The organism is Acinetobacter sp. AOR41_HL (genome assembly GCF_027854645.1).
Lineage (GTDB): Bacteria > Pseudomonadota > Gammaproteobacteria > Pseudomonadales > Moraxellaceae > Acinetobacter > Acinetobacter nosocomialis.
In genome coordinates this window covers 76,907-102,789 of the sequence record NZ_JAKTHZ010000027.1, presented here as the reverse complement: position 1 = coordinate 102,789, position 25,883 = coordinate 76,907, and the positions used below count along the sequence as shown (strand labels likewise).

The 25,883-nt window shown below is 39.2% G+C and carries 23 protein-coding genes; 10 read left to right on the top strand and 13 right to left on the bottom strand.

Translation table 11 applies throughout. The features are described from left to right. Positions 1-2 precede the first annotated feature (2 nt). The 3 genes from miaA (at position 3) to MKL35_RS11225 (ending at position 2,535) form a co-directional block, all read left to right on the top strand. Positions 3-947 carry a tRNA (adenosine(37)-N6)-dimethylallyltransferase MiaA gene (gene miaA, locus MKL35_RS11235; protein ID WP_032010744.1) on the top strand — a complete coding sequence of 315 codons (945 nt, stop codon included), beginning with the start codon at positions 3-5 and terminating at the stop codon, positions 945-947. 94 nt (positions 948-1,041) lie between these two features. Beyond that, on the top strand, positions 1,042-1,548 hold the full coding sequence (gene hfq, locus MKL35_RS11230) for an RNA chaperone Hfq (RefSeq protein ID WP_000033651.1): 507 nt from the start codon (positions 1,042-1,044) through the stop codon (positions 1,546-1,548). Between the two features lie 129 nt (positions 1,549-1,677). Then, complete coding sequence (locus tag MKL35_RS11225) at positions 1,678-2,535, top strand: DMT family transporter (protein WP_032010747.1); 858 nt, start codon at positions 1,678-1,680, stop codon at positions 2,533-2,535. 36 nt (positions 2,536-2,571) lie between these two features. Here the strand turns inward: MKL35_RS11225 and nfsB are convergent, their stop codons facing one another. Then, positions 2,572-3,225, bottom strand: coding sequence for an oxygen-insensitive NAD(P)H nitroreductase (nfsB, locus tag MKL35_RS11220; RefSeq protein ID WP_032010749.1), 654 nt, complete (start codon positions 3,223-3,225; stop codon positions 2,572-2,574). A gap of 138 nt (positions 3,226-3,363) precedes the next feature. Between nfsB and MKL35_RS11215 the strand changes: the two genes are divergently transcribed. Next, positions 3,364-3,582: a hypothetical protein gene (locus tag MKL35_RS11215; protein ID WP_022575521.1), complete on the top strand. Its 219-nt coding sequence runs from the start codon at positions 3,364-3,366 to the stop codon at positions 3,580-3,582. Between the two features lie 3 nt (positions 3,583-3,585). On the opposite strand, the gene MKL35_RS11210 is transcribed toward MKL35_RS11215, so the two are convergent. Both MKL35_RS11210 and MKL35_RS11205 read right to left on the bottom strand, forming a co-directional pair. Beyond that, positions 3,586-4,305 (bottom strand): UDP-2,3-diacylglucosamine diphosphatase, encoded by a 720-nt coding sequence (locus tag MKL35_RS11210; RefSeq protein ID WP_031982596.1) that lies wholly within the window; start codon positions 4,303-4,305, stop codon positions 3,586-3,588. Between the two features lie 15 nt (positions 4,306-4,320). Next, positions 4,321-4,830 (bottom strand): peptidylprolyl isomerase, encoded by a 510-nt coding sequence (locus MKL35_RS11205; RefSeq protein ID WP_002049022.1) that lies wholly within the window; start codon positions 4,828-4,830, stop codon positions 4,321-4,323. Between the two features lie 167 nt (positions 4,831-4,997). On the opposite strand from MKL35_RS11205, the gene MKL35_RS11200 reads away from it, so the two are divergent. Further along, positions 4,998-6,725 (top strand): glutamine--tRNA ligase/YqeY domain fusion protein, encoded by a 1,728-nt coding sequence (locus MKL35_RS11200; RefSeq protein ID WP_032010753.1) that lies wholly within the window; start codon positions 4,998-5,000, stop codon positions 6,723-6,725. A gap of 546 nt (positions 6,726-7,271) precedes the next feature. Here MKL35_RS11200 and MKL35_RS11195 read toward each other — a convergent pair. The 5 genes from MKL35_RS11195 to exaC form a co-directional block, all read right to left on the bottom strand. Beyond that, on the bottom strand, positions 7,272-7,994 hold the full coding sequence (locus MKL35_RS11195; RefSeq protein WP_002048996.1) for a glutamine amidotransferase: 723 nt from the start codon (positions 7,992-7,994) through the stop codon (positions 7,272-7,274). 164 nt (positions 7,995-8,158) lie between these two features. Beyond that, complete coding sequence (eutC, locus tag MKL35_RS11190; protein ID WP_032010755.1) at positions 8,159-8,974, bottom strand: ethanolamine ammonia-lyase subunit EutC; 816 nt, start codon at positions 8,972-8,974, stop codon at positions 8,159-8,161. A gap of 9 nt (positions 8,975-8,983) precedes the next feature. After that, positions 8,984-10,369 (bottom strand): ethanolamine ammonia-lyase subunit EutB, encoded by a 1,386-nt coding sequence (locus tag MKL35_RS11185; RefSeq protein WP_002049003.1) that lies wholly within the window; start codon positions 10,367-10,369, stop codon positions 8,984-8,986. Between the two features lie 14 nt (positions 10,370-10,383). After that, positions 10,384-11,820 carry an ethanolamine permease gene (gene eat / locus MKL35_RS11180; protein WP_032010757.1) on the bottom strand — a complete coding sequence of 479 codons (1,437 nt, stop codon included), beginning with the start codon at positions 11,818-11,820 and terminating at the stop codon, positions 10,384-10,386. Between the two features lie 220 nt (positions 11,821-12,040). Further along, positions 12,041-13,552: an acetaldehyde dehydrogenase ExaC gene (exaC, locus tag MKL35_RS11175; RefSeq protein WP_032010759.1), complete on the bottom strand. Its 1,512-nt coding sequence runs from the start codon at positions 13,550-13,552 to the stop codon at positions 12,041-12,043. 142 nt (positions 13,553-13,694) lie between these two features. Here exaC and MKL35_RS11170 point away from each other — a divergent pair, with 142 nt between their 5' ends. After that, entirely contained in the window at positions 13,695-14,885 is a 1,191-nt protein-coding gene (locus MKL35_RS11170; protein WP_016804419.1) for a helix-turn-helix domain-containing protein, read from the top strand. On the opposite strand, the gene MKL35_RS11165 is transcribed toward MKL35_RS11170, so the two are convergent. Together MKL35_RS11165 and mdh are read right to left on the bottom strand one after the other, a co-directional pair. Further along, on the bottom strand, positions 14,882-15,850 hold the full coding sequence (locus MKL35_RS11165; protein WP_002049001.1) for an alpha/beta hydrolase: 969 nt from the start codon (positions 15,848-15,850) through the stop codon (positions 14,882-14,884). The genes MKL35_RS11170 and MKL35_RS11165 overlap by 4 nt on opposite strands. Positions 15,851-16,043: 193 nt before the next feature. Next, positions 16,044-17,216, bottom strand: coding sequence for an iron-dependent methanol dehydrogenase (mdh, locus tag MKL35_RS11160; protein ID WP_002049024.1), 1,173 nt, complete (start codon positions 17,214-17,216; stop codon positions 16,044-16,046). 230 nt (positions 17,217-17,446) lie between these two features. Here mdh and MKL35_RS11155 point away from each other — a divergent pair, with 230 nt between their 5' ends. The 3 genes from MKL35_RS11155 to MKL35_RS11145 all read left to right on the top strand — a co-directional run bounded on the left by MKL35_RS11155 (position 17,447) and on the right by MKL35_RS11145 (position 20,495). Further along, positions 17,447-19,159: an AAA family ATPase gene (locus MKL35_RS11155; protein ID WP_032010766.1), complete on the top strand. Its 1,713-nt coding sequence runs from the start codon at positions 17,447-17,449 to the stop codon at positions 19,157-19,159. A gap of 43 nt (positions 19,160-19,202) precedes the next feature. After that, on the top strand, positions 19,203-19,562 hold the full coding sequence (locus tag MKL35_RS11150) for a 5-carboxymethyl-2-hydroxymuconate Delta-isomerase (protein WP_032010768.1): 360 nt from the start codon (positions 19,203-19,205) through the stop codon (positions 19,560-19,562). Positions 19,563-19,643: 81 nt separating this feature from the next. Beyond that, the gene (locus MKL35_RS11145; protein WP_032010771.1) at positions 19,644-20,495 is read left to right on the top strand and encodes an AraC family transcriptional regulator; all 852 of its coding nucleotides are present in this window, start codon (positions 19,644-19,646) and stop codon (positions 20,493-20,495) included. A 28-nt stretch (positions 20,496-20,523) separates the two neighbouring features. On the opposite strand, the gene thiM is transcribed toward MKL35_RS11145, so the two are convergent. The 3 genes from thiM to MKL35_RS11130 all read right to left on the bottom strand — a co-directional run bounded on the left by thiM (position 20,524) and on the right by MKL35_RS11130 (position 22,951). Beyond that, complete coding sequence (gene thiM / locus MKL35_RS11140; protein ID WP_032010772.1) at positions 20,524-21,351, bottom strand: hydroxyethylthiazole kinase; 828 nt, start codon at positions 21,349-21,351, stop codon at positions 20,524-20,526. 33 nt (positions 21,352-21,384) lie between these two features. Continuing rightward, on the bottom strand, positions 21,385-22,542 hold the full coding sequence (locus MKL35_RS11135) for a hypothetical protein (RefSeq protein WP_031952753.1): 1,158 nt from the start codon (positions 22,540-22,542) through the stop codon (positions 21,385-21,387). A 151-nt stretch (positions 22,543-22,693) separates the two neighbouring features. Continuing rightward, positions 22,694-22,951: a hypothetical protein gene (locus tag MKL35_RS11130; protein WP_002049016.1), complete on the bottom strand. Its 258-nt coding sequence runs from the start codon at positions 22,949-22,951 to the stop codon at positions 22,694-22,696. A gap of 319 nt (positions 22,952-23,270) precedes the next feature. Here MKL35_RS11130 and pepN point away from each other — a divergent pair, with 319 nt between their 5' ends. Beyond that, positions 23,271-25,877 (top strand): aminopeptidase N, encoded by a 2,607-nt coding sequence (pepN, locus tag MKL35_RS11125; RefSeq protein ID WP_106479512.1) that lies wholly within the window; start codon positions 23,271-23,273, stop codon positions 25,875-25,877. Positions 25,878-25,883: the final 6 nt, after the last annotated feature.

The following is a 25,883-nucleotide window of genomic DNA, read 5'->3' as shown; positions in this document are numbered from 1 at the left end:
ACATGTCAAACCAACTGCCCGTCATCAATTTAATGGGACCGACTGCAAGCGGAAAAACCGCTTTGGCATGTGAACTCTATGAACGTGGAGATTTTGAGTTAATTTCGGTTGATTCTGCACTTGTATATAAAGATATGGATATTGGTACGGCTAAACCAACACGTGAAGAGCAGGAGCTATATCCACATCATTTAATAGATATTATTACTCCACTTGAGGTCTATTCGGCTGCCCAGTTTGTTGAAGATGCTTGTGTTTTAATTGACGAGATGCATTCACGCGGCAAAACTCCTATTTTGGTAGGAGGAACCATGCTGTATTTCAAGGCGCTCCTAGAAGGATTATCAAGTAACTTGCCAAGCGCAGATGCAAATGTTCGTGCAGCAATTGAAGAAAAAGCAGTGAATGAAGGGTGGCAAGCTGTTTATGATGAACTGGTGGCAGTAGATCCGGCAGCTGGTGTGAAATTCATGGTTTCTGATAAACAAAGAATTATTCGGGCGTTAGAAGTTTATCGTATTACAGGTCAACCAATTACCAAATTACAGGCAGAACAACCAAAAAACGTACCATATCGATACATATTTCATAACTATGCTTTGCTTCCAGATCGGTTAGAATTACATCAACGCATTGAGCAAAGATTAAGCAAAATGTGGGATATCGGTTTTTTGAGTGAAGTTGAATCTCTAATTGAAAAATACGATTTAGATGAAAATTTACCCTCTATGCGTTCTGTTGGTTATCGACAAGCTCTAGAATTTCTATTAAAAAGTGATATGAGTCTCAAAAAAAAGCAAGAAATGGAGGATAAAGCCTTATTTGCAACACGACAACTTGCCAAACGTCAATATACGTGGTTACGTTCTTTGCAAGAAATACACGATTTTAAAACTTACTTGACGATAAAGCAGGCGAAAGAAGACTTGCGAAACTCTTATGGATAAAGCAAAATTTGCACACTGTCTTTTTATAATTTTTAGTTGAAAAATAAAGATAGTTTTTTTGCGCTGATTTAAAAATTTTTTTTTGGAGTTAAAAATGTCTAAAGGTCAAACTTTACAAGATCCGTTCTTAAATTCTCTCCGTAAAGAACGTATCCCAGTTTCTATTTTCCTTGTTAACGGTATTAAATTACAAGGTCATATTGAATCTTTTGACCAATATGTTGTTTTATTAAAAAATACTGTAAGTCAAATGGTTTACAAACACGCAATTTCTACAGTTGTTCCAGCTCGTAACCCACGTCCAGCAGGTGCACAAGGTGCAGGTTTCCCAGCTCAGGGTGGTAGTCAAGGTGGCTTCGGTGGTCAAGGCGCTGGCTTTGGTGGTGCTCAAGGCGCTGGCTTCGGTGGTCAAGGTGGCTTCGGTGGTCAAGGTGGCTTCGGTGGTCAAGGCGGCTTCGGCGGTCAAGGCGGCTTCGGTGGTCAAGGTGGCTTCGGTGGTCAAGGCGGCTTCGGTGGTCAAGGCGGCTTCGGTGGTCATCAAGGCGGTTTCGACAACGATTCTAAATTTGAAGATGGTCAAGACGACGAAAATAATCGTTAATTGATTAGCTTAGAAAAACCAGTCAGTGATGGCTGGTTTTTTTATGGCTTTAAAAATATAAAAAGTATATTCAGTTATTTGTAGTGCATCTCGCTTTCTTGAAAATTCAGTTTAATAGGTTATTCGCAAATGATATTAATATTTGCTGCGGCGCTGTGCAGTGTTCTGGTGTCTGTATTACTAAAAAATTTAAAGAAAAAGGGCTATCAACCCATGCAAATGATTGCATGGAATTATGCAAGTGCCAGCTTGTTATGTTATTGGTGGTTTAAGCCAGATATTCAGCATATTTCTATACAACACATGCCTTGGTGGCTAATCGTTGCTTTAGGCATCATTTTACCGAGTATTTTTTTATGTCTTGCGAAATCCTTAGAGCATGCCGGTATCGTCAAAACAGAAATTGCTCAGCGATTGTCAGTGGTACTTTCTTTATTAGCAGCTTATTTCTTTTTTCAAGAACGGTTTAATTCTCTTAAATTATTAGGTATTGGTTTAGGAATTTTTGCTGTTATTTTAATCGTATTTGGGCAGATAAATGGCACTTCAGGCCATCAATCGAAAAAGGCAATTCTTGCTTTAATGAGTGTCTGGTTTGGTTATGCTGCTGTAGATGTCTTGTTAAAATACACGAGTAGTTTGGGGCTACAATTTACGTTAACTTTGAATCTGATTTTTATTACAGCCTTTGTATTATCAATAATTTATTTATTATTCCAAAAAAAGTCAGCATGGAATTTTAAAAATACTGTGGCTGGATTAATACTAGGTGTACTTAATTTTTCAAACATTGCCTTGTATGTTAAAGCACATATTTTACTTAAAGATTCACCAGCGATTGTCTTTGCAAGCATGAATATTTTAGTGGTATTACTTGGGATAGTTTGTGGTGTAGTTTTATATAAAGAAAAATTAAAACTCCCAACGATTTTAGGAACGATTTTGGGAATAAGTGGATTGGTTTGTCTAGCCTTAGCTATGAAATAGGAGTTCAAAAGACTGTTCTTTTGAACTCTACTAATCTTATAAATGTGTAAAAATAACTTCATCTGGCAGACGAGATTTTGGCAACTTCGCATTGAAATCATTTTCACTTCTATAGCCAAGTGAGACAATGACAGAGCTACGCAAGCCTTTTTCTTTTAAGCCAAATTCTTCATTTAAAACATCTTCGTTGAAGCCACCCATTGGGGTTGCATCTATGCCTTCAAGACCAGCTGCAAAAAGTAGTTGTCCTAAAGCAATAAAAGTTTGGTTTTCCATCCAGCCAAATAAATTTTTTTGTTCATTGCGATAAAACTCAACGTAGCCATGACGTGTATCTTTTTGACCAAGTTTTGCTTTTTCATCTTTAAATCGACCGCTTAAATCATCTTGTTCAAGTAATTGATTTAAATATTCGGGTGAAATATCTGTTCTTGTACAAAATACAAGCGTATGTGATGACTCAAGAACTTTAGGAGCATTATAGGCATATCGCCCTGTTAAGGCTTTAGCAATGCGTTCTTTAGCAGCAAGATTGTCAGCCACCAAGAAATGCCAAGGTTGAATATTCACTGAAGAAGGGGTGAAGCGTAAAATTTCTAATAATTTATTGAATTTTTCTTGGGGAATTTTTTTCTCAGGATCATACGCTTTTGTGGTGTAGCGACTTTTAACCGTATTTAGTAAATCCATACTTACTCCATATCTATCTTATTACAATCGAAGTGTTCTCATCTTTGGCATGATACGCGATTTTATAAGAAAACATCTGCATTTTAATGTGATAAAGAAATATAATACTTATATAAATTTTTTATTAATTTATTGAAAATGTTTGATTTAATGCCCAAAGATGCAAAGAGTAAGCTGCGAGAAATTAGAGTTGTTAAAGCCTTTCTGTTTTTTGCATTTGTATTGTGTCTTTTAATTTTATACATCGAATATCAAAAATATGGACATATAAGCTGGAAATTTGTATTCCTTACCTGTCTATGTATGATCTGGGATTTTGATTTAAATAAACAAGCTAAGCATGTGAAAAATAACTGACAATTAATAATACCAATCAGTTAGTTTGATTTGCTGCAGATGTGAAGAGGGATCAATTTCTAAAATTTGTGCGTGATCTTCTTTCCAGTCACCGAGTACAATTCGTTGTTTGTTCTGTACTTTATGAATAGCTGGACGATGAGTGTGCCCATGAATAAGTATGTCTATATCTTTTAGGGCGGAGAGCACGGCTTGTTCATTCACATCCATAATCTCATAACTTTTTTGCTGTTTGTCCGAATGGCTTCTTTTACGGAAACCATTGACCAGCTTCGCACGGAAGCTCAGTGGCGTACGGCGTAAAAAGGCAACTAAAAGGGGATTTCGAATAATTTTTTTAAATCTTTGATAAGAAATATCATCCGTACATAACGCATCGCCATGTTCTAGACGGTATTGGTGGCCTGCAATATTAAGATAATAAATATCGGGGAGTAATACACCATTAAACTTATTGAGGAAAACCTGATTTAGAGCAAAGTCGCGGTTACCGACTTGAAAGTAAACACGATTACCTTTTTCATTAAAAACTTTTAAAGCTTCGACAATTTCGTCGAGCCAAGGAGCTGAATAATCGTCACCAATCCAAGCATTAAACCAGTCACCTAAAATATAAAGCTGTGTTTGTTTATTTTGATAATGTACCAACAAATCTAAAAACCCTCGAACGAGTCGAGGGTGTTCAGGTGACAAATGTAAATCTGAAATAAACAGATAGGTCACAGCTTTATCCTAAAATTATTCAGAAATAATTTTAGCAGATTCGATAACAACGTTTTCTAAAGGAACGTCAGCGTGATAACCACGGTTACCTGTACGTACACTTTTGATCGCGTCTACAACGTCCATACCTTCAACAACTTTACCGAATACAGCATAACCCCAACCTTGTGCAGTTTTTGAAGTATGGTTCAAGAAAGAGTTGTTTTTTACATTGATGAAGAATTGTGCAGAAGCAGAGTGTGGCGCTTGAGTACGTGCCATAGCAATTGTACCAACATCGTTACTTAAACCATTGTCAGCTTCGTTTTCAATTGCATCACGAGTTGCTTTTTCTTTGAAGTTTTCATCCATCCCGCCGCCTTGGATCATGAAACCATCAATGACACGGTGGAAAATAACGCCGTCATAAAAACCGTCACGTACGTATTCTAAAAAGTTTGCTACTGTTTTTGGTGCTTTTTCAGTATTTAGTTCAAGAACAATACGACCTTTATTGGTGTTTAATTCGACTTGAGGAAAACTCATTACATTAATCTCCTAAACATGGGCTTATGACCATGGGTTTTTGGTTGAGAGAAGCATAAGCAAACTGTAAACTACAAGGCAAGTAAAAAACGTTAAAATCTTTGTGAAAAATGAAGATAGCGTTTATTTTTTCGAAATTTTATCTACAAAGAAGTGATTGATACACTATGAAGCCTAATGATGTTGTCTCGAACCTGCCAAACAACCCGACACCGAATACTCATGCCTCTGTCGATTCTGCGCAGCAAGAACAACAGGCTGGATTAGATTTTGTTCGCCAAGTCATTACTGATGATTTAGCTGCCGGACGTACCAAACAAATCGTAACTCGTTTTCCGCCAGAACCAAATGGTTATTTACATATTGGTCACGTAAAAGCAATCTGTCTAAACTTTGGTGTTGCAGAAGAGTTTGATGGACTCTGTAATTTGCGTTTTGACGATACGAATCCGGATGCAGAAGAACAAGAATATGTTGATGGTATCGCTAATGATGTGAAATGGCTTGGTTTTAACTGGAATGGTGAGCCTCGTTATGCTTCTGGTTATTTTGATCAGCTTTATGCATGGGCAATTCAATTGATTGAGCAAGGTGATGCATATGTTGATTTGCAGTCTCCAGAAGAAATTAAATTAAACCGTGGTAGTTTTGTTGAACCAGGGAAAAACTCGCCATATCGTGATGCATCTGTTGAAGAGAACCTTGCTCGCTTTGAACAAATGCGTAGTGGTGAACTAAAAGAAGGTGAAGCTGTTTTACGCGCTAAAATTGATATGACAAGCCCGAACGTGCATATGCGTGATCCAATTTTGTATCGTGTTTTGCATTCAGAGCATCATCAAACTGGCGACAAATGGAAAATCTACCCAATGTATGACTATGCTCATCCATTGTCTGATGCAATTGAAGGAATCACGCATTCACTTTGTACATTGGAGTTCCAAGATCACCGTCCATTCTATGACTGGATTGTTGAAAAGGTTAAGTCTAAAGCTGTTCCGCACCAATACGAATCATCTCGTTTGAACGTAGATTACACCATTACTTCTAAACGTAAATTACGTAAGTTGGTTGAAGGTGGTTATGTAAATGGTTGGGATGACCCTCGTATGCCAACAGTTGTTGGTATGCGCCGTCGTGGTTTTACACCAGAAGGCTTACGTGATTTCTGTAAACGTGTAGGTGTGTCTAAAACTGACGGTATTGTTGATGTTGCAATGCTTGAGTTCTGTATTCGTCAATCTTTGGAGAATACAGCAGCGCGTGGTATGGCTGTGTTAGATCCTTTAAAAGTGACACTTACAAACTTACCGGAAGATTTAGACCTTACACATGCGCGTCATCCAAATGTCGATATGGGTGAGCGTGTCATTCCATTAACTAAAGAAATCTATATTGACCGTAAAGATTTTGAAGAAGTACCGCCAAAAGGCTTTAAGCGTTTAATTCCGGATGGTGAAGTTCGTTTACGCCATGCATATGTAATTAAGTGTGATGAAGTCATCAAAGATGCAAATGGTGAAGTTGTTGAGCTGAAATGTTCAATCGATCCAGACACTTTAGGCAAGAATCCTGAAGGGCGTAAAGTAAAAGGCGTGATTCACTGGGTATCTGCAAGCAAGGGTATTCCTGCTGAAGTACGTATTTATGATCGTTTATTTACAGAGGCTGACCCTGAAACTGGTGATGATTTCTTAGCGAATTTAAATCCAGATTCTTTGAAAGTCGTTCAGGCTGTGATTGAACCTGCTTTAGCTCAAGCGAAACCAGAAGACCGTTTCCAATTTGAACGTGAAGGTTATTTCGTTGCGGACCAACATGATCATACTCCTGAAAAACCTGTCTTCAACCGCGTTCTTGATTTGAAAGACAGCTTCAAACCTGAGAAAAAGTAAGAGATTGCTTATCTCTTACTTTTTCGCAAGACGAACAACATGTTGTGAGTAGATAGTCGAGATTGCTTATCTCTTACTTTTTCGCAAGGCGAACAACATGTTGTGAGTAGATAGTTGAGATTGCTTATCTCTTACTTTTTCGCAAGACGAACAACATATTGTGAGTCAACAACAGATATTAAAAAAGCCCAACTGTAAGGTTGGGCTTTTTTCGGAGGTCTTCTCATCATAATATTCTTTTTCTTTATGATTTCGCTTCCTTGGCAAAAGAGCTTAGGTAGGATTAATCACATAAAAGTAAAGAACTAATAGTATGAGAAGCATTGTTGAAAGCATTAAGTAAGTATTGACCGTATTAAAGCTTTTAAGAAACTTCCAGATATCCATAGTAAATCAGCGTATATTTTATGTTACAAATTAATAATACACTGAAACTTTTCTGAAATGTTTCTAAAAATAAAATATAAAGTTTCTTTGTTTAAAAAATAGTCATAAAATACCAAGTGGTAAAAAATAATATTCATTAAACATTAGAAATTACTTCACTTATGCACTATAACCAATTCTTTTCAAGAATTTTTGAATTAATTCAAATGCAGCGTGTTCAAGTGCAGGGGCATATTCGATATTTTGCTCACGCAATTTAGGAATGGAAATTCCAGCATTACGAAGTTCACATGTGTGACCAATAAGCCATTTTTCAAAGTTTTCTTGAGTCGTCTCAATGTGGAACTGTAAAGCAAGAATATTATTACCCACTTCAAAGGCTTGGTTAGTATAAATATCTGAACTCGCCAAAAGGGCTGCATTTTCAGGAAGGTCGAAAGTATCACCATGCCAATGTAAAACATGGATATTATTAAGCAAAGGCGACAATACCTGATTAGGGCGTAAACTTAAGCTTAAAGCTCCCCAGCCAATTTCTTTTTGATGGCCTGCATATACTTTGGCACCAAGTGCATGAGCTATAAGCTGTGCACCTAAGCAAATGCCAAGTGTTGGTTTATCTGCTGCCAAACGTTGTTTGAGTAAAGCGATTTCATCTTTTAAAAATGGATAATCTTCAGTTTCATAAACTCCAATTGGACCACCTAAAATAATAGTTAAACCGTCATGGGCGAAAGCAGGAGTTAAATCATCTACACCAGCTTCAAAATAACGGACGCGAAAACCAAGTTGATAAAAGACATCTTCTAATGAACCTAAGTCTTCGAAAGCAAGATGCTGAATGGCATAAATAGTTTTAGGAAAGGCGTTTGTAGTACTCATACAAATGATTCATAGAAGATCAATAGGTGGAGTATAGCGATAAATATAAAGAAGAAAATATCCATATAAATCGTCAATACCTGAAAATTGCTATTTTTCGTTAAGATAATCTTGTTACGCAGAAATATTTTGTAGGTAAGAAATATCTATGCGTAACCTACTATTTAAAATAAAAGCTTTGAGTTTTCATTATGGTCGATATTTGAAAGTTGATGTTCATCTTTTAAATTTACTCCTGAAAAGCCAAGCTGCTTCGATTTTTTCATGAGTGCCATTAAACGTTGTACCGCAACTGGAATACTTAAGCCTGCTGAACGGACGTTGGAAATACAGTTGCGTTTGGAGTCAAGGCAACCTGAATATGCATTCCATGTGTAGTAAACTCCCATACTGTCAGGAGAACTTAAACCTGGGCGCTCTCCAATAAGCATAACCAGCATGGAGGCTTTAAAAATTTCTGCAACTTCATCGCCTAAAGCAACTCGGCTTCCTGTTGCAAATATAATTGGCGCAAGGCTCCAGTTTTCTTGTTGAATATGTTCGCTTAGCACTGCAATAAATGCGATAGCATTTGCTTCAATCGCTCTTGCAGAGAGACCGTCACCTACCACAATACAAACATCATACTGCTGTGGGTTTTTTGTATACTCTTTAATTAAGGTTTCTTTTGATGGGTTTGAAAGTTGGCGTCCCAAATCTGGGCGTTTAAGATAAATTTCCTTATTAGCAGCATTACTTTGAATATGAAGAGTTTGAAGTTGTTTGTGCTGTAATTGTTCAGACAAGTAGGGAACATCCATATGTTGATAAACAGCATCTTTTGCTTGCGCATGAGACAACTGGAACTCAAGTAAGGCCCGTGTTGGGATACTGCAACCAGCACGACCTAAAGCAATACGGGCATCAGTAAACTCTTTAAGTTTTTCCCACTGATCTTGATGAGTAGAAGATGGATATTGAATATCACGGTTCAGTTTCATGGTGTTCCCCTAGTTCATCAGCAGACGAGAGAATTGGTCAGGCATGTGGTCTGCCCAACAAATTTGAGAGTTTTGCTGTTTAAAAATACCTTGCTGTTCAAGCCAAGCGGAGAACTCAGGAGCGGGTTTTAAACCGAGGAGTTGTCTTAAATAGAGGGCATCATGGAAGGAAGTCGTTTGATAGTTGAGCATGACATCGTCCGAACCTGGAATTCCCATAATGAAGTTAATGCCTGCGGCGCCAAATAAAGTAAGAAGTACATCCATATCATTTTGGTCGGCATCGGCATGGTTGGTATAACAAATGTCGCAGCCCATTGGCACGCCAAGCAATTTACCGCAGAAGTGATCTTCTAAACCTGCACGTATAATTTGTTTACCGTTAAATAGGTACTCGGGGCCAATAAAGCCGACGACTGTATTTACCAAAAGTGGGTTATATTTACGAGCCACTGCGTAGGCCCGAGTTTCTAAGGTTTGCTGGTCAACGCCGTGATGTGCATTGCTTGATAGGGCACTCCCTTGACCCGTTTCAAAGTACATAACGTTGTGTCCAATGGTTCCGCGCTTGAGTGCGAGGGTGGCTTCATATCCTTCTTGTAATAAATCGAGCGAGATACCAAAACCTTCGTTAGCAAGTTGGGTGCCGGCAATTGATTGAAACATTAAATCAATCGGTACATTTTTTTCAGCCAGTTGAATGCCTGAGCTGATATGCGTAAGTACACAAGATTGCGTTGGAATTTGATATTCCTGAATGACATGATCAAGCAATTTCAGTAGCTCTGACAAATTATGCAGGTTATCCGTGGCAGGGTTAATGCCAATTACGGCATCACCATTGCCATACATCAAACCATCTAAAATACTGGCTGAAATACCGAGTACATCATCGGTAGGGTGATTAGGTTGTAAACGGGTAGAAAGATGACCTTTTAAACCAATGGTGTTACGAAACTGGGTAATGACTTCACATTTGCTGGCGACATAAATCAAATCTTGATTGCGCATAATTTTGCTGACAGCAGCCACCATTTCTGGAGTTAAACCTGATGCTAAAGCTTTTAAGCTTTGGGCAGTTGCATCTTCTCCAAGTAACCAATTTCGAAAATCACCTACTGTAAAGTGTGAAATAGGGGCAAAGGCTGTTAAGTCATGTTCATCAATAATCAGACGCGTAATTTCATCAGATTCATAATCGACTACAACTTCATTTAAAAAGTTTTTCAGTGGCACATCGGCCAAAGTCATTTGTGCCGCAACATGTTCGGTTGCATCTCTGGCAGCTATACCTGCTAGCTCATCGCCTGAACGTAACGGTGTAGCTTTGGCCATCAAAGTTTTTAGATCCGCAAAATGATACTGTTGATTGGCGACAATATTGCGATAACTCATAGTTGCATCCCTTTTTATAGTTCTTGTTCGGCAGCTTTAATATTTGCAAACTCTTCTTCTGGTGTACCTTTCACTAAATGATAGCGGCTGTAGAATAAGAAGTAAGCAATAAATACGACATAGATGCCGGCAGCAATAAACCAAACTTTTGGATTAACAACAAAACCTGCGACCACAGCAGTGACTGCTAAAATGAGTGCAATACTTGAGGTCACAATGCCACCTGGAGTTTTATAAGGACGAGGCATGTCGGGTTTAGATAGACGTAATTTTATGTGGGATAAAAGAATCAACACATACGAAATAGTTGCGCCAAAAACCGCGATTAAAATCAGTGAATCGCCTTCTTTGGTAAGTGAAAGCAGGAACCCGATAATGCCTGGAATAATAATTGCGAGATAAGGGGCTTTGTTTTTATTAGTTAACGAGAGTGACGTCGGTAAGTAACCAGCACGTGACAGCGCAAAGATTTGACGCGAATAGGCATAGATAATTGAGAAGAAACTTGCGATTAAACCAGCTAAACCCACAAAGTTTACGAATGTCGCAAGCCAAGAGTTGGTGCCATAAACTTTGACTAAAGCATCTACAAGGGGAGCGCTTGAGCTTTGTAAAGTACTTGCACCTGCCGCACCTGCACCCAAGAACAAAATGAGCATAGCAAACGCGGTTAAGATGAGCATGGCACCGATTAAACCGCGTGGCAGAGATTTGGCTGGATCTTTTGCTTCTTCTGCTGCTAACGGAACACCTTCTACTGCAAGAAAAAACCAGATTGCAAAAGGAACTGCGGCCCAGATGCCCAAATAGCCATGAGGTAGAAAACGACTTGCACCAGTTGCTGTGCTAACGGGAATATCTAAAAGGTTTTGTGCAATAAAATGTGGGGCCATTGCTGTAATAAACACAACAAGAGCAACAGCAGCGACTAGCGTAATGGCAAACATGATTTTTAAAGCTTCGCCGGCACCTTTGAGATGTATACCCATAAAAATGGCATAACAGGCGAGGTAAATCATCCAGCCATTAATACCAAATAGAGATTCGCAATAACCACCAATAAATACGGCAATAGCAGCAGGCGCAATTGCGTATTCAATTAAAATCGCCGTACCTGTTAAGTAGCCTCCGAAAGGACCAAAGGCAGCACGTGCAAAACTATAACCGCCACCTGCTGTCGGCATCATGGTGGACATTTCTGACATAGAAAGACATAGACATAAGTACATAAGCGCAGCAAGAGCAGTGGCAATAAACATACCACCCCAACCACCTTGGGCAATACCAAAGTTCCAGCCGGCAAAATCACCTGATATCACATACGCTACGCCTAAACCAATCAGGAGTAACCAACCCACGGTACCTTGTTTAAGTTGACGCTGAGCAAAATATTCTGCTGATGAGACTTCTGTGCTTGAAGAAATGACGGAAGCTGTTTCTGGTTGATTCATACAATACTCCTGCGAGTGGGTTTGTATGAATCAATGCAAAAGCAATGCCTAAATGAAGCACTTCAGAGAGTAGATGAAGCTTTTTTATTCTGCATGATAAAAATTCAAGCTTAACAATCGTAAATAAAGAAGCCAGCAATCTAAATTACTGGCTTCTTATATAATTAGTCATCTTACTTCTTTCTAGTGTTGGTAGTTTGGTATCAACTTGGTGCGAAATTTAGAAGAAGCCCATTGGTTTAGTTGAATAACTCACCAACAAGTTTTTAGTTTGTTGATAATGATCTAGCATCATTTTATGGTTTTCACGGCCAATACCAGACTTCTTGTAACCACCAAATGCAGCATGTGCAGGGTAGATGTTATAGCAGTTTGTCCAAACACGGCCAGCTTCAATAGCACGACCAGCTCGATAAGAAATGTGAGCTGAACGTGACCATACACCTGCACCTAAACCATACATGGTGTCATTGGCAATTTTGATTGCATCGTCAAAGTCTTTAAATGTTGTCACAGCAAGTACAGGTCCAAAAATTTCTTCTTGGAAAACTTGCATGCTGTTGTGGCCTTTAAAGATAGTCGGATCAACATAGAAACCGTCACCTACTTCTTTACGGCCACTACCACCTAGTAAGAGTTCTGCACCTTCTTCGCGGCCCGTATTAATACAACGTAAGATTTTCTCTTGTTGTTGTAACGATGCTTGAGCACCAATCATGGTTTCAGTATCGAGAGGATGACCAGTTTTAATGCGTTTTACACGTTCGACGGCCAACTCTAAGAATTGATCAGCAATACTTTCTTGTACTAAAGCACGAGAAGGACAAGTACATACTTCACCTTGGTTTAAGGCGAACATGGCAAAACCTTCAAGTGTTTTTTCTAAGAAGTCATCCTGTTTATCCATGATGTCTTCAAAGAAAAGGTTCGGTGACTTACCACCAAGCTCTAACGTAACTGGAATAATATTTTCGGTCGCATACTGCATGACCATTTGGCCAGTTTGTGTTGACCCTGTGAAAGCAATTTTGGCAATACGTGGGCTTGTCGCTAATGGGCGGCCAACTTCTGCACCGAAACCATTCACAATATTGAGTACGCCCGGCGGTAAGATATCTTGGATAAGTTCGGCAACTAACAAAATACCTACCGGAGTTTGCTCAGCTGGTTTAATCACCACACAGTTACCAGCCGCCAAAGCAGGAGCGAGCTTCCATGCAGCCATTAAAATCGGGAAGTTCCATGGAATGATTTGTCCGACCACACCTAGCGGTTCATGGAAATGGTAGGCAATGGTATCTTCATCAATTTCAGAGATGCCGCCTTCTTGAGCACGAATACATCCTGCGAAATAACGGAAATGGTCGATTGCAAGTGGAAGGTCAGCTGCCAAAGTTTCACGAACTGCTTTACCGTTATCCCAAGTTTCTGCAACCGCAAGCATTTCAAGATTTGCTTCTAAACGATCGGCAATTTTTAAAAGTATATTTGAGCGTACCGTTGGAGATGCTTTATTCCATGTTGCTTTAGCTTTGTGCGCTGCATCTAGCGCGAGTTCAATGTCTTCGGCACTAGAGCGTGGAATACGTGTAAAGGCTTTTCCGTCAACGGGAGATACATTGTCAAAATACGCACCCTTTACAGGTGCGACCCATTCACCGCCAATAAAATTTTCATATTGTGATTTGAATTGAACTTTTGAGCCTGGTTGATTTGGATCGATATAGCGCATATAAATATTCCTTTGCTTTTTAGGACTAAAGACTAACAAGAACCCTGTCAGTAGGTACTTTCGTACTTTGTATAATTAGGATATAAAGAAGAAGGTTGGAGAAAGGTTGGAATAGAAATGTGGATATATAAGGAATTTACAAATGTTCACAAAAAAGGATTTATTGCAGCAACGGATGTTGATTGATCAACTGCGCACGCAAAATAGTCTCTCTCCTCAAAACGCTGCCAAACTCGGCCAAAGTATTGCAAGCTCATGGGAGCGATCAGCTTCTGCTGCGATTCCTAAAGAACGCTTTGCGGCTCCATTAGTCGAAAAAAAATCTGCTTCACAAAATGCTTTAGATATGGCTTTAAGTCAGTGTGGTGACGACTTACGTCATATTGCAGAGCAATCTTCAATGGTGATTGCTGTCGGTGATATAGGCAGTACCATTATTTGGACTGCACCCAGTGCCCAAATGCAAAGTGCTGCTGAACGCGTGCATTTTGTACAAGGCGGGCAGTGGCGTGAAGAATTTGTCGGTACAAATGCCTTAGCTTTATCTTTAAAAACTCAACAATCAAGCTGTGTTTTTTCAAATGAACATTACATGGAGTCGATTCATGATTGGGTATGTTATGCCGCACCAATTATCGATCCATATTCAAAACAAACACTAGGTGTGGTTGATTTATCAACTACATGGAAGAATCATAATAGTTTAGGAATATTGGCTGCCGAACGTTGTGCATCCATTATTCAATCTGCTTTGCTAGAGCAACAACGCCAACAATTACATATTCGGGCATTTTCGACGCCACAAGTTAAATTTAATGGTAAAAGTTTATTATTAACACCACGGCAAATTGAAATTTTAACCATATTGGCACTATGTCCACACGGCTTAACTTTAGAACATCTTTATCAGGCACTCTATGGTGAGCGCAAAGTCAGCATGGGTACGCTTAAGGCTGAAATGTCTCAACTACGAGATATTTTAGGCGGTTTGCTTGGTTCACGCCCATATCGGCTACTTGTTCATGTTGAAGCCGATTTCTTACAAGCTGAACAAGCACTCGATGCAGGATATGCGGCTTCTGCTTTACAGCTTTATACCGGTGTTTTTCTGGCAAAAACCGAAAGTCCGTTTCTGTGTGCATGGCGCGACTGCCTTGAGTCACGCTTGAGCGATGCAATTTTTAAAACCCAAGAAACGGATTTATTACTTAAGCATTTAGCTCATTTTCCCGAAGCAATCGATGCGGTAGAACGTCTTATGGAATTATTACCGAGTGAACATCCTGCGCATCAATTGCTTGTGAAATATATTGACTCACCTAAGCTAAGTTAGGTGATTTTTTGATCCAGCCACTGGAATAGTTGTTGATAGACTTGATTCCGCACTGGCTGGGCCGAAAGGACTAAATCGTGTAAGCCATTGTGAATAGAGACAACCGAAACATCGCCCTTTATTTTTTTACCGAATTTCGCAATGTCTTTAACATCTAAAATAACGTCACTTTGGGTTGCATCTGGTCCCCATTTACGTGGGTTTTTAGTTTGGTGCGAATGCATAATCAGTGCAGGGACGTTTAGCTTAACGCCGTGGTGAATTTCTTTTTGTGCTGTATGAATCGCATGTAGAAAGCTAAGTTGAACTGTAGGGGCAGAGGTCGGTTTCCAATCCAGGTTGAAGTCCCATTCACCCTTAAGTTGTTTGTGAAGGCTGGTGGTGTACCATTTGTTAAGTTTGCTTGGAAATTTAACTTTAGGCAGATATTTTCCTACTCGACTGAGCATTGGAATACCAAATTTCTTTTCAACTAAACTTAAATTGAAGTCGTAAAACGGACTATTGGCCCATAGTGCTTTAATAAGTGGATGATCTGGATGATGAGTAGCATAAAGCGTTGCTGTCAAACCGCCAGTCGAATGACCTGCAAGTAATACTTGTGTATGTTTTTCTTGGCCAATGATCTCTAATGCTTGAGTAATTTCGGCATCATATTCATTTAAATCAAGCACATTATAGAAAATTTGATGAGGCAGCTTTGAGCGTCCATATTTTCTTAAATCGAGTGCATAGAAGTCATAGCCATGCGCATTGAATTGCTCGGCCATTTCAGTTTGAAAGAAATAATCTAAAAAACCATGAATATAAAGTACGGCCTTTTGAGTTGGCTGAGTGGCCTTTTTACGAACTAAGGTGGCTATAACTTTACCTTCATAATCATCTGGAAAGTTGAGTGTTAGCTGTTCGTAGCCGGCACCTAAAATATCTGGGGCATAATTGTGTTTAGCTGTAGATGTATTCATTTTTATCGAGCTATTGTCATTAAGTCATGTTGAGTATCCTTCAATGAAATGGGCAAATTGTCAATCAGGTTTAGAGAAGGTTGGAATATAGGTTTTAAAAAAAGGGAATACCGCTGGAGCTAAGTATTCCCAAAAAGTAAGTCAACGGTCGGAGGGATTTGACTTACTACAGGAACATACCGTTACATCAGTATTAAAGAGCGGCTTTGAAAATCTCCACAACTTGTGCATGGTTTGCTTTACGAGGGTTGGTCAGCATACATGCATCTTTTTGAGCGTTATCGGCCATAACCGCGAGGTCTTCGGTTTTTACGCCCAATTCTGTTAAGCCAGATGGGATACCAATTGAAGAAGACAGTTTACGGATGGCATCAATTGCAGCATACGCAGCTTCTGTTACGGTGAGACCTTGCGTATTTACACCCATTAACTCTGCGATTTTTGCATAACGATCTGGACAAGCAATTAAGTTAAATTCACAAACATGTGGTAGCAAGATTGCGTTACATACACCGTGAGGTAGGTTATAGAACCCGCCTAACTGGTGAGCCATTGCATGGACATAACCTAAAGATGCATTGTTAAATGCCATACCTGCCAAATACTGTGCATAACTCATTGCATCACGTGCTTCAATGTTTTCACCATTTGCGACAGCAGGCTGTAACCATTGACTAATCATGGTGATTGCTTTTTCAGCACACGCATCGGTAATTGGGTTTGCCGCCGTAGACACATATGCTTCAACCGCATGGGTTAACGCATCCATACCAGTTGCTGCTGTTAAACCCGCTGGTTTTGCAATCATGAGTTTCGGGTCATCTATAGCAATAAGTGGGGTACAACGCCAGTCAACAATTGCCATTTTTACGTGAGTGTCTGTATTGGTAATAATACAAAAGCGAGTCATTTCAGATGCAGTACCTGCCGTTGTATTCACTGCAATTAATGGTGTCATTGGTACTTTACTTTTATCGATGCCTTCGTAGTCACGAATATGACCACCACCTGCAGTGACCAAACCAATTCCTTTCGCACAGTCATGAGATGAACCACCGCCTAGCGAAACAATAAAGTCACACCCATTGTCGTTATAGGCTTTCACGCCATTGTGAACATTAATATCGGTTGGGTTAGGTTCCGCGCCCGGGAAAATATGGCTCGCTACGCCTGCTTCGGTTAAATAGCTTGCAATAAGATCTGCAACGCCAAATTTAAATAGCCCTTCATCGGTCACAATTAATGCTTTTTTTGCGCCGAGATTTTGTGCTTTTGTACCAATTTCTTTGGCACATCCTGGACCAAAGAGTGATACGCAAGGAATATAAAAACCGTTTGTTTGATCTGCAATATTTTTAAAAGCCATGGAGTGATTCCTTTTTCCATAAATCCATTGTTTGTTATTACAGGTGAGCCTCACCATGGGCTTAGTATTGTGATGTGTAGATTATTTTCCTACCTACCAAAAACCTACCAAATACAAACTTGATGTTAGTAGTTGATTTATATTGTTTTTATAGAAAGTTTGGTTCATTCATTTAAATTTTTCGGGAAAATCGTTAAGCTATGGGCTGTTGAAAATGTACATATGAGATTATGAAACAGGAAACTGCACTTAAACTGCTCAAAGCAGGTGAAAATGTTTTTTTAACCGGTTCGGCTGGTGCAGGGAAAACCTATACACTCAATCAGTACATCCAATATCTAAAAGCACGTAAAGTGCCTGTAGCGATTACAGCATCGACAGGTATTGCTGCAACGCATATGAACGGTATGACCATTCATACGTGGGCGGGCATCGGCATTAAAGATCAGTTAACTGACGACGATCTAAAACGTATGAAAGAGCGTAAATATCTCAAGGAACACCTTGAAAATGCGCAAGTTCTCGTCATTGATGAAATCTCGATGCTCCATGCGAAGCAGCTTAATCTGGTCAATCAGGTTTTAAAATATTTTAAAGAAAGTGATGAAGCTTTTGGCGGCATTCAAGTGATTGTGGCTGGAGACTTTTTTCAGTTGCCACCTGTAGGCCGTAATGGTGAAGCTAATCGCGATAAGTTCTGTTTTATGTCAGATGCATGGGTCGAAGCTAAATTCCGCGTATGCTATTTAACAGAACAGCACCGTCAAGACGATGAAATTTTAAATCAGATTTTAAATGCCATCCGTGCGCAAAGTATTCAAGCTGAACATTTGCAAGCTTTACATCAATCACGTACACATGACATTGGTGAGACATTTACTCGTCTTTATACGCACAATATGGATGTCGACAATATCAATTATCAACACTTAAATGAAATTGATAATGAAGGACATCAATTCAATGCAGTTTTAGATGGTAATGAAAAACTATTAGAAACTTTAAAATCATCAGTTCGTGCACCAGAAGAACTTACTTTGAAAAAGCATGCCAAAGTCATGTTTGTAAAAAACAACTTTGATATGGGTTATATCAACGGAAGTCTAGGTGAAGTGATCGGCTTTGAGGAAGATGACGAAAACGGGTTACTACCAAAGGTAAAATTAACCGATGGTACAACTTTGTTGGTAGCGCCTGAAACATGGTCAATTGAAAATGAAGCAGGAAAAGTCATTGCAAGTTTCCAGCAAGTTCCACTTCGTTTGGCATGGGCGATTACCATTCATAAAAGCCAAGGTATGACTTTGGAAGCTGCTGAAATTAACCTGATGCATACCTTTGAAAAAGGGCAAGGTTATGTTGCGCTCTCACGTTTGAAATCTTTAACAGGATTAAAATTATTAGGATTTAATGAGCAGGCCTTAGAGCTAGATAGTCTTGCTGTAAAAGCTGATCGCCGTTTTCAGGAATTATCGGCTGAAGCCGAAGATAATTTTGCTGATGTCGATTTAACTGCCCAGCACAAAGCCTTTATCCGTCACTGTGGCGGCACCTTAAATGAAACCGAGATTTCTCGTAATGAGAAGAAACTCGCAAAAGGTGGTAAGCAAAATTATGCTACGGCAACGTTAGACGAGACACGTGTCTTGTTTGAAGAAGGTTACGAAATTGAAGATATCGCGCATGAACGTGGTCTAACACCAGCAACTATTATTAATCACTTGGCTCGACTGCATAAAGAGCAAAAACTAGATATTTCGGTTGCTCACCCAGGTGAAGAAGTGGTCGAAGAAGTCCGTAAAATTTATAAGAAGTTGAAAAAGCGTCAAAATCCAGATCATTTTTCTGATGATGGTTCGATCAAACTAAGACCAATTGTTGAAGCAACTAGCCCTCGAATGGGATATGATCAAGTTCGATTAGCTTTATTATTTATTGAATAAAGTTCAATGGGCTTAATGACTTATTATATAAATTGAGGTGGCTATGCCGCACGTTGTAGTTGATTATTCAGATAACTTAACTGGACTAAATGCAAAACAATTACTTGAAGAAATTAATACCACATTGATTGAAACAGAGTTGTTTAGTCCAGAAGACATCAAAAGCCGTGCACGTAAAGATGAAGTTTTTCTGATTGGCTTAGGGATTGATCAAGCCTATATCCATGTAAAAGCCTATATTTTGTCGGGAAGAACTGCTGAACAAAAACAGCTTGTGGGTGAGCAGTTATTAGCGGCGCTCAGCAACAAAAAATATCTACCACAAGAGTTTAATAAAGAAATTCAATTGTGTGTTGAGCTTATCGACATGCCAAGAGACGATTATTTTAAGCAAGTTGTATAATTCTAAAAAACGCAATTTCGATCAAGAATAGCGATGAGCACTATGTAAAAGTAGTGCTATCGAATGAACAGACATGAATGTATGGCTGTATATACACAAAAGCTGCAACTGGTTTGCGATTATATTCAAAGACATCTAGATGAAGACCTAGATGTTGATCGATTGAGCCAGATCGCAGCTTTATCTAAGTTCCATTTTCATCGCATTTTTGCCATTCATATTGGTTTAAATGTGATGAAGTTTATTCAACTTTCTCGTTTAAAGCGGGCCTCATTTCAATTGGCTTTTGAACCTGATCTTAAGATTATTGAGATTGCATTACAAGCAGGGTTTGATAGTCCAGAGGCATTTACTCGTGCATTTAAGCGTTCATTTGATCAAACTCCTCGAGCTTTTAGAGATAAACCGGACTGGGAATCTTGGCATCAGAAGTTTGTTTTTACGATTCCGAAAAGTGAGTTAAAAATGAATGTAAATATTGTTGAGCGACCTGCTGAAAAGATTGCGTATTTATCGCATTTAGGAAGCCCTGATAAAGTCTTTGAAACGGCTGCACGTTTTATTGCTTGGCGCAAAGAAACAGGTTTGTCACCAGTGACCAAGTCTAGAACTTATGGTATTCCTTTTGCTGACCCTGAACAGACTCCATCTGATGAGTTTCGATTTGATATTGCCGGTTCAATTGAAAAGGCTGTACCTGAAAATACTTACGGTGTACAGACAGGTGAAATTCCTGTGGGGCGTTATGCAACCGTAAGACATTTGGGTAGCCATGACCAGATTAAAGATAGCGTCTATTACATCTTTAGAAACTGGTTACCTGAGCAACCAGAAGAGGCAGGGGATTATCCGGTTTTCTTTCACTATCATAACTTTGTGCATGATGTGAATGAATGTGACCTTGTGACAGATATCTACTTACTTTTAAAGTGAGTCTAGTGTCATTCAGGCATAACTTAGGTTATGCCTGTTTATTTAAAAGTTTGATATCTGCATATTGCTCAATCAGATTGTCATCTAGCATATGGATATAATCCATAAATATGCTACTAAAACTACCCATCGTTTGTGCTTGATTTGCAGCAAGTTTACCTGCAATTGCAAAATGAATATGAGCTGAAAGAGCTGCAATAGTTGGTGTCGTCACAGCGCTATAGGCTGCAATTAATGCACCCAAAGCGCAGCCAGTTGCGGTAATTTTGGGTTGTAACGGGCTTCCACCATTTACTTGAATCACAGCATCTATTTCGTTAGATAAAATGTAATCTGATTCACCTGAAATAGCGATACAGCTTGCATGTGTTAACAGTGAAAAAGCTTGTTGATAAGCTTGGTCACTGCTTAAAGTGCTGTCTACACCTTTTGATTGAACCTGATTGCCTGCAAGCGTGCTAATTTCTGAGGCATTACCACGTATAACGTTTGGTTTGAACTGCAAAAGCTCGTCTGTCATTTGACTGCGCCAAGCTAAAATTGGTCCGTAGCCCACCGGATCGAGTACCCACGGTACTTCATTAAGCTGTGCAGTCTTAGCAGAGATTTGCATGGCTTGCATTTGCTCTAAAGTCGGTGTACCTAAATTAATGCTTAAAGCCGATGAAATTTTGGTAAAACTTTCTGCTTCATAAGGATTATCAATCATGGCAGGTGAAGCACCGGAAGCGAGTAACACATTGGCTGTATAGTTGGCAGCAACGCTATTGGTAATACATTGCACAAGAGGCGTTTTTGCCTGCATGTTTTGCCAAGCTTCAATCACCTGTTCAATGAGGTTGGATGTCGAAGTCATCTGATAATCCTTATTAAGCCAGAGATAAGAAATTTAACGAGTAAAATAGTGATCTTGATGTTTACAGTTTTGGCAAATCAACGACACATAATCTGCTGCATCATAGTCAACACTTAGATCATTTGAACCACAGTACATACATCGTTTAACCGAATAAAAGTTTAACCGAGGTTCAATTTTTCGCCATGCTTTCCATACAGGTTGTACAAAAATCTGTTCGTCATAACCTAAAAAGCGGTTAAACAATATGTGGCTCATTTTACTGTAAGGAATATTGTAAGGGCGTGGCAACATTGAAGTTTCCCACTTTTCAGCCAAAGCCCGTTCCCGATATTGCTCTAAAGTTTTCTTTAATAGATTGGTGTTAATAAACTTTTCATTTCGTGGCTGTAGTGCCTTTTGTTTATAAAGGTATTCAAGTGCAGTCTGAATTAAATAATAAATTTGTCCAATTGCCAATGAGTCCATTAAACGGTAGCAAAAAGTTTGAAAATTAGAGCTTCCTGCAATTTGGATACCCCAAGTTCGGCAGTAGAACTGAGTGAACTGAATAATTTCTTGGTAGAGCACCTGAAACAGCACATCTTTCACTTCATCGGCACTACGAAATGGAATACCAAGACTTAGGTTTTCATAGAACCAGTGGCGTAGTTGCTGAGCTACACTAAATAAACTTGGGTCGCTATAACCATCTAGACGAATATTTAAATAAAAGCACTGTGGTTCATCGGTTTGATCTTGTGCATTTAAAATCCCATCTTTATGAAGCTGTTTAATCAGATGGCTTTGGAACATCCAGTTGGGAGTAATCGGCTGATATTTTATCTGGTCCCAGTGAATGTATTCGTCATGAGCAACATCGTCTCGTGCGTAGTCATCAAGTAGGCTTAGTAAAAAAAGTTTATGTAAAAAACTCAGTTGTTCCAAACTGCGTTGTGGCTGGTCTTTTGACTTAAACTGGCGTTGTTCTTGTAGGCGGGTTTGCTGTAAAAGTTTCTTTCTTTGTTTTGTGCATTGGTCACAGTGGCACGTCATTTTTGTGTCTTTAAATACACGATGTTGGCAATGGCTACATTCATGAAATTGAACATCTTGCTCAAATTGTTCGGCATCTACCCAATACATCGACGCTTGGCAGAGAGGACAATGGCTACTTTCATCTAGCTGTTTTTGTAGAATTTGTAAGGCCATTTTGCTCCGAGCGTTTAAATCAATCACGACTGACCTATTATACACAGCCGCATTGCCGATAGCTGAGATTGTCTTTTTGTTTGGTGCAAAAATAGAAAACCTAAAGTCTTTGCTTTGACTTTAGGTTTTCATAAGCGGTTAAAAGTTAAGATTAAACAGGGCACGGCAAGGTCTCATCATTTTGTCCAAGTTTTTTGGCATTGATAAGTGCCTGCACTTTTTTACTTGGTAATTTCACTTTACCTAAGGCGTCATAAGTATTAACGATAGTAGTTACCTCCTGAGCAGTCATTGAAATACCTTCGGCAGACAAGAACACGGCAATCACATGATGGTCGAGTCCTGCTGCATCTAGATCATGAATCGCTTTAATATTTTCTAATCGATGTAAATAAGTTTTTAATTCCATAGTGAGTTCCTTTTGTTCTGATTGAAATACTTATACTGGTATATTGGATAAGGCAAGAACCATGCCCAAAATGTAAGCAGCTCCTCAAAAATGTTAAAAGCGAAAGGAGTTTTATTTTTATTGTATAGATTGATTATATAAGCAGCGATTATCGTAATTTTGGTCTAATCTGTGCTAATAAAAGACGATTCTAATTTGAAATGTATAAATGAAGTCCCATTAATTTTATAAAGGTAAACAAACATAGTATGTATGAATGTGTATGATCAAATTCATAAAATTCGTACTACGGTTTCCGAAAAGTATATAAGGAATAAAGATGAATATTGCGGCGCAGCCTCCAGTTCAGGCAGATCAAACAGTTTATTTAAAAGATTATCAAAAACCTGCGTTCTTGGTTGAATCAATTAATCTTGATATTCAAGTCTATGACGATAAAACAATTGTTGATTCAACATTGGTCATGAAGCGTCAAACTGCTGGAGACTTGGTGCTATTGGGCCGTGATCTTGAGTTGCAATCTATTCAGCTCAATGGACAAGATCTTACTCCTGCACAATATTCACTCGATAGTGAACAACTGGTGATCACTGATGCACCAGATGAAGTCATTTTACAAACTCAAGTTATTATTCACCCTGAAACCAACACTCAGCTTGAAGGTTTATATAAAGCTGGTGACTTGTTTGTAACGCAAAATGAGCCTGAAGGTTTCCGTAAAATTACGTTCTATCCAGACCGTCCAGACGTACTTTCAGTTTTTACTACACGTGTAGAAGCAGACAAAAAATATCCGGTATTACTTGCGAATGGTAACTTGCTTGAAACCGGTGAAGTTGGTGAAAACCGTCACTTTGCGATCTGGCAAGACCCGACTAAAAAGCCAAGCTATTTGTTTGCTTGTGTGATTGGTGATTTGGCTGTATTGAAAGATCGCTATACGACTTCAGAAGGGCGTGATGTCGCTTTAGAAATCTATGCGATTGAGAAAGATATTCCAAAATGCCATATCGCGATGGAAGCATTAAAGCATTCTATGCGTTGGGATGAAGAACACTACGGCCGTGCTTATGATCTCGACAACTATATGATTGTGGCGGTGAGCCAGTTCAACATGGGTGCAATGGAAAATAAAGGTTTAAATATCTTTAATACCTCATGTGTACTTGCCGATGAAGAATATACAACTGACGCAGCGATTATGCGTGTACAGTCTGTGATTGCCCATGAATATTTCCATAACTGGACAGGGAACCGTATTACTTGCCGTGACTGGTTCCAGTTGTGCTTAAAAGAAGGTTTAACCGTATTCCGTGATCAGTCTTTCTCGGAAGATCTGCAATCTGCTGCGGTTCAACGTATTGACGATGTCGCTGTACTTAAATCGCATCAATTCCCGGAAGATGCAGGTCCTTTGTCGCATCCACCACGCCCAGACCACTTTGTAGAAATTAATAACTTCTATACAGCGACTGTTTATGAAAAAGGTGCGGAAATTAACCGCATGATGTCGACATTACTGGGTAAAGAAAAATTCCGTCAGGGAACGGATGAATATTTCCGCCGTCATGATGGACAAGCCGTAACTGTAGAAGATTGGGTTGCAGCATTGTCAGCAGGTTCAGGTGTCGATTTATCTGCATTCTTAACTTGGTATAACCAACCAGGTACACCAAAGCTTGAAGCGAAAGGTGAATATGATGCAGCAGCACAAACTTATCGTTTAAGCTTTAAACAAAGCCTAAAAGTGCATCCGAAATATCCAAACTTAAAAGCTGTTCCGATTCCTGTAGCGTTGGCGCTATTTAATGCTAAAACAGGTGAGCAATATACACTTCATAGCGACAGCCTATTTGTAAATGGTGTTAAAGATGGCGTGTATTTGTTTGACCAAGATGAAGCTACTATTGAGTTTACAGGAGTGACTGAGCAACCAGTTGCGTCGCTATTACGTAACTTCTCTGCACCTGTAAATCTGATATTCGATTACAGTGATGAAGAATTAGCATTCTTGATTCAGCATGAAACAAATGGTTTTAACCAATGGCAAGCAACACAAACCTTGCTTGAACGTATTTTGTTAGAAGATCACTCTGCGGATATTTATATTCAAGCTATTCAAAGTACATTGCCTGATTTAGTTGGTCGTGATCCACTTTTAGCATCTCGTTTATTTGATGTACCAACTGAAGGTTATTTGGGTAGTCGTATTGATCAAAACTATGCACCAGCCGATATTCATGTAAAACGTGAAGCCTTGCTGAATCGTTTAGCACAAGATTTGGGTTCATTCTGGAAAGAGACTTACCTTACCCTGGACCCAGACTTGCAAAAAGAATTTTCTTTAGCGATGGGTGTACGTGCATTAAAGAACATTATGCTTATGATGATGGCACGTCAGGGCGACCAAAGTGCATTTGAATTGGCTTACGAGCAATATCAAAGCACAGGCAATATGTCTGAACGTTTAGGTGCGCTACGTGTATTAGTTTGGCAAAATGCGCCTCAAGCACAAGAAGCCCTTGCTGATTTCTATAACCGCTTTAAAGATGAAGCATTGTCTTTAGACCAATGGTTTATGATTCAGGCAGCCAATCCAAATGCGACAGCAGAAACAATCGAGTATTTAATTCAACATCCTGATTATGACCTAACGACGCCAAACCGTATTCGTGCTGTAAGTGGTGGCTTGTCAAATAACCCTGAAAATACTTGGGGCTTTGGTGTAGCGCACTTTATTAATCTTGCGCAATATCTTGACGAGAAAAATCCAATTTTAGGTTCACGTTTATTACAGGTATTGTCACGCTGGTATACGCTTGCAGAGCCTCAACGTACGCAAGTGCAACAAGCTTTGCAGGCATTACAGCCTAAAGTGAAATCTAAAAACGTTTCTGAAACTTTAAATAGTATGTTAAGCGTTTAATTATTT

Bases quoted from the DNA above. Each gene is read 5' to 3' on its own strand.
- MKL35_RS11165 (WP_002049001.1), bottom strand. From the start codon at position 15,850: ATGAATACATCTACAGCTAAACACAATTATGCCCCAGATATTTTAGGT.
- MKL35_RS11155 (WP_032010766.1), top strand. From the start codon at position 17,447: ATGAAACAGGAAACTGCACTTAAACTGCTCAAAGCAGGTGAAAATGTT.
- pepN (WP_106479512.1), top strand. From the start codon at position 23,271: ATGAATATTGCGGCGCAGCCTCCAGTTCAGGCAGATCAAACAGTTTAT.
- thiM (WP_032010772.1), bottom strand. From the start codon at position 21,351: ATGACTTCGACATCCAACCTCATTGAACAGGTGATTGAAGCTTGGCAA.
- MKL35_RS11215 (WP_022575521.1), top strand. From the start codon at position 3,364: ATGTTTGATTTAATGCCCAAAGATGCAAAGAGTAAGCTGCGAGAAATT.
- nfsB (WP_032010749.1), bottom strand. From the start codon at position 3,225: ATGGATTTACTAAATACGGTTAAAAGTCGCTACACCACAAAAGCGTAT.
- MKL35_RS11145 (WP_032010771.1), top strand. From the start codon at position 19,644: ATGGCTGTATATACACAAAAGCTGCAACTGGTTTGCGATTATATTCAA.
- MKL35_RS11195 (WP_002048996.1), bottom strand. From the start codon at position 7,994: ATGAGTACTACAAACGCCTTTCCTAAAACTATTTATGCCATTCAGCAT.
- MKL35_RS11225 (WP_032010747.1), top strand. From the start codon at position 1,678: ATGATATTAATATTTGCTGCGGCGCTGTGCAGTGTTCTGGTGTCTGTA.
- hfq (WP_000033651.1), top strand. From the start codon at position 1,042: ATGTCTAAAGGTCAAACTTTACAAGATCCGTTCTTAAATTCTCTCCGT.
- MKL35_RS11185 (WP_002049003.1), bottom strand. From the start codon at position 10,369: ATGAGTTATCGCAATATTGTCGCCAATCAACAGTATCATTTTGCGGAT.
- MKL35_RS11130 (WP_002049016.1), bottom strand. From the start codon at position 22,951: ATGGAATTAAAAACTTATTTACATCGATTAGAAAATATTAAAGCGATT.
- exaC (WP_032010759.1), bottom strand. From the start codon at position 13,552: ATGCGCTATATCGATCCAAATCAACCAGGCTCAAAAGTTCAATTCAAA.
- MKL35_RS11170 (WP_016804419.1), top strand. From the start codon at position 13,695: ATGTTCACAAAAAAGGATTTATTGCAGCAACGGATGTTGATTGATCAA.
- eat (WP_032010757.1), bottom strand. From the start codon at position 11,820: ATGAATCAACCAGAAACAGCTTCCGTCATTTCTTCAAGCACAGAAGTC.
- mdh (WP_002049024.1), bottom strand. From the start codon at position 17,216: ATGGCTTTTAAAAATATTGCAGATCAAACAAACGGTTTTTATATTCCT.
- MKL35_RS11135 (WP_031952753.1), bottom strand. From the start codon at position 22,542: ATGGCCTTACAAATTCTACAAAAACAGCTAGATGAAAGTAGCCATTGT.
- MKL35_RS11200 (WP_032010753.1), top strand. From the start codon at position 4,998: ATGAAGCCTAATGATGTTGTCTCGAACCTGCCAAACAACCCGACACCG.
- MKL35_RS11150 (WP_032010768.1), top strand. From the start codon at position 19,203: ATGCCGCACGTTGTAGTTGATTATTCAGATAACTTAACTGGACTAAAT.
- MKL35_RS11205 (WP_002049022.1), bottom strand. From the start codon at position 4,830: ATGAGTTTTCCTCAAGTCGAATTAAACACCAATAAAGGTCGTATTGTT.
- miaA (WP_032010744.1), top strand. From the start codon at position 3: ATGTCAAACCAACTGCCCGTCATCAATTTAATGGGACCGACTGCAAGC.
- eutC (WP_032010755.1), bottom strand. From the start codon at position 8,974: ATGAAACTGAACCGTGATATTCAATATCCATCTTCTACTCATCAAGAT.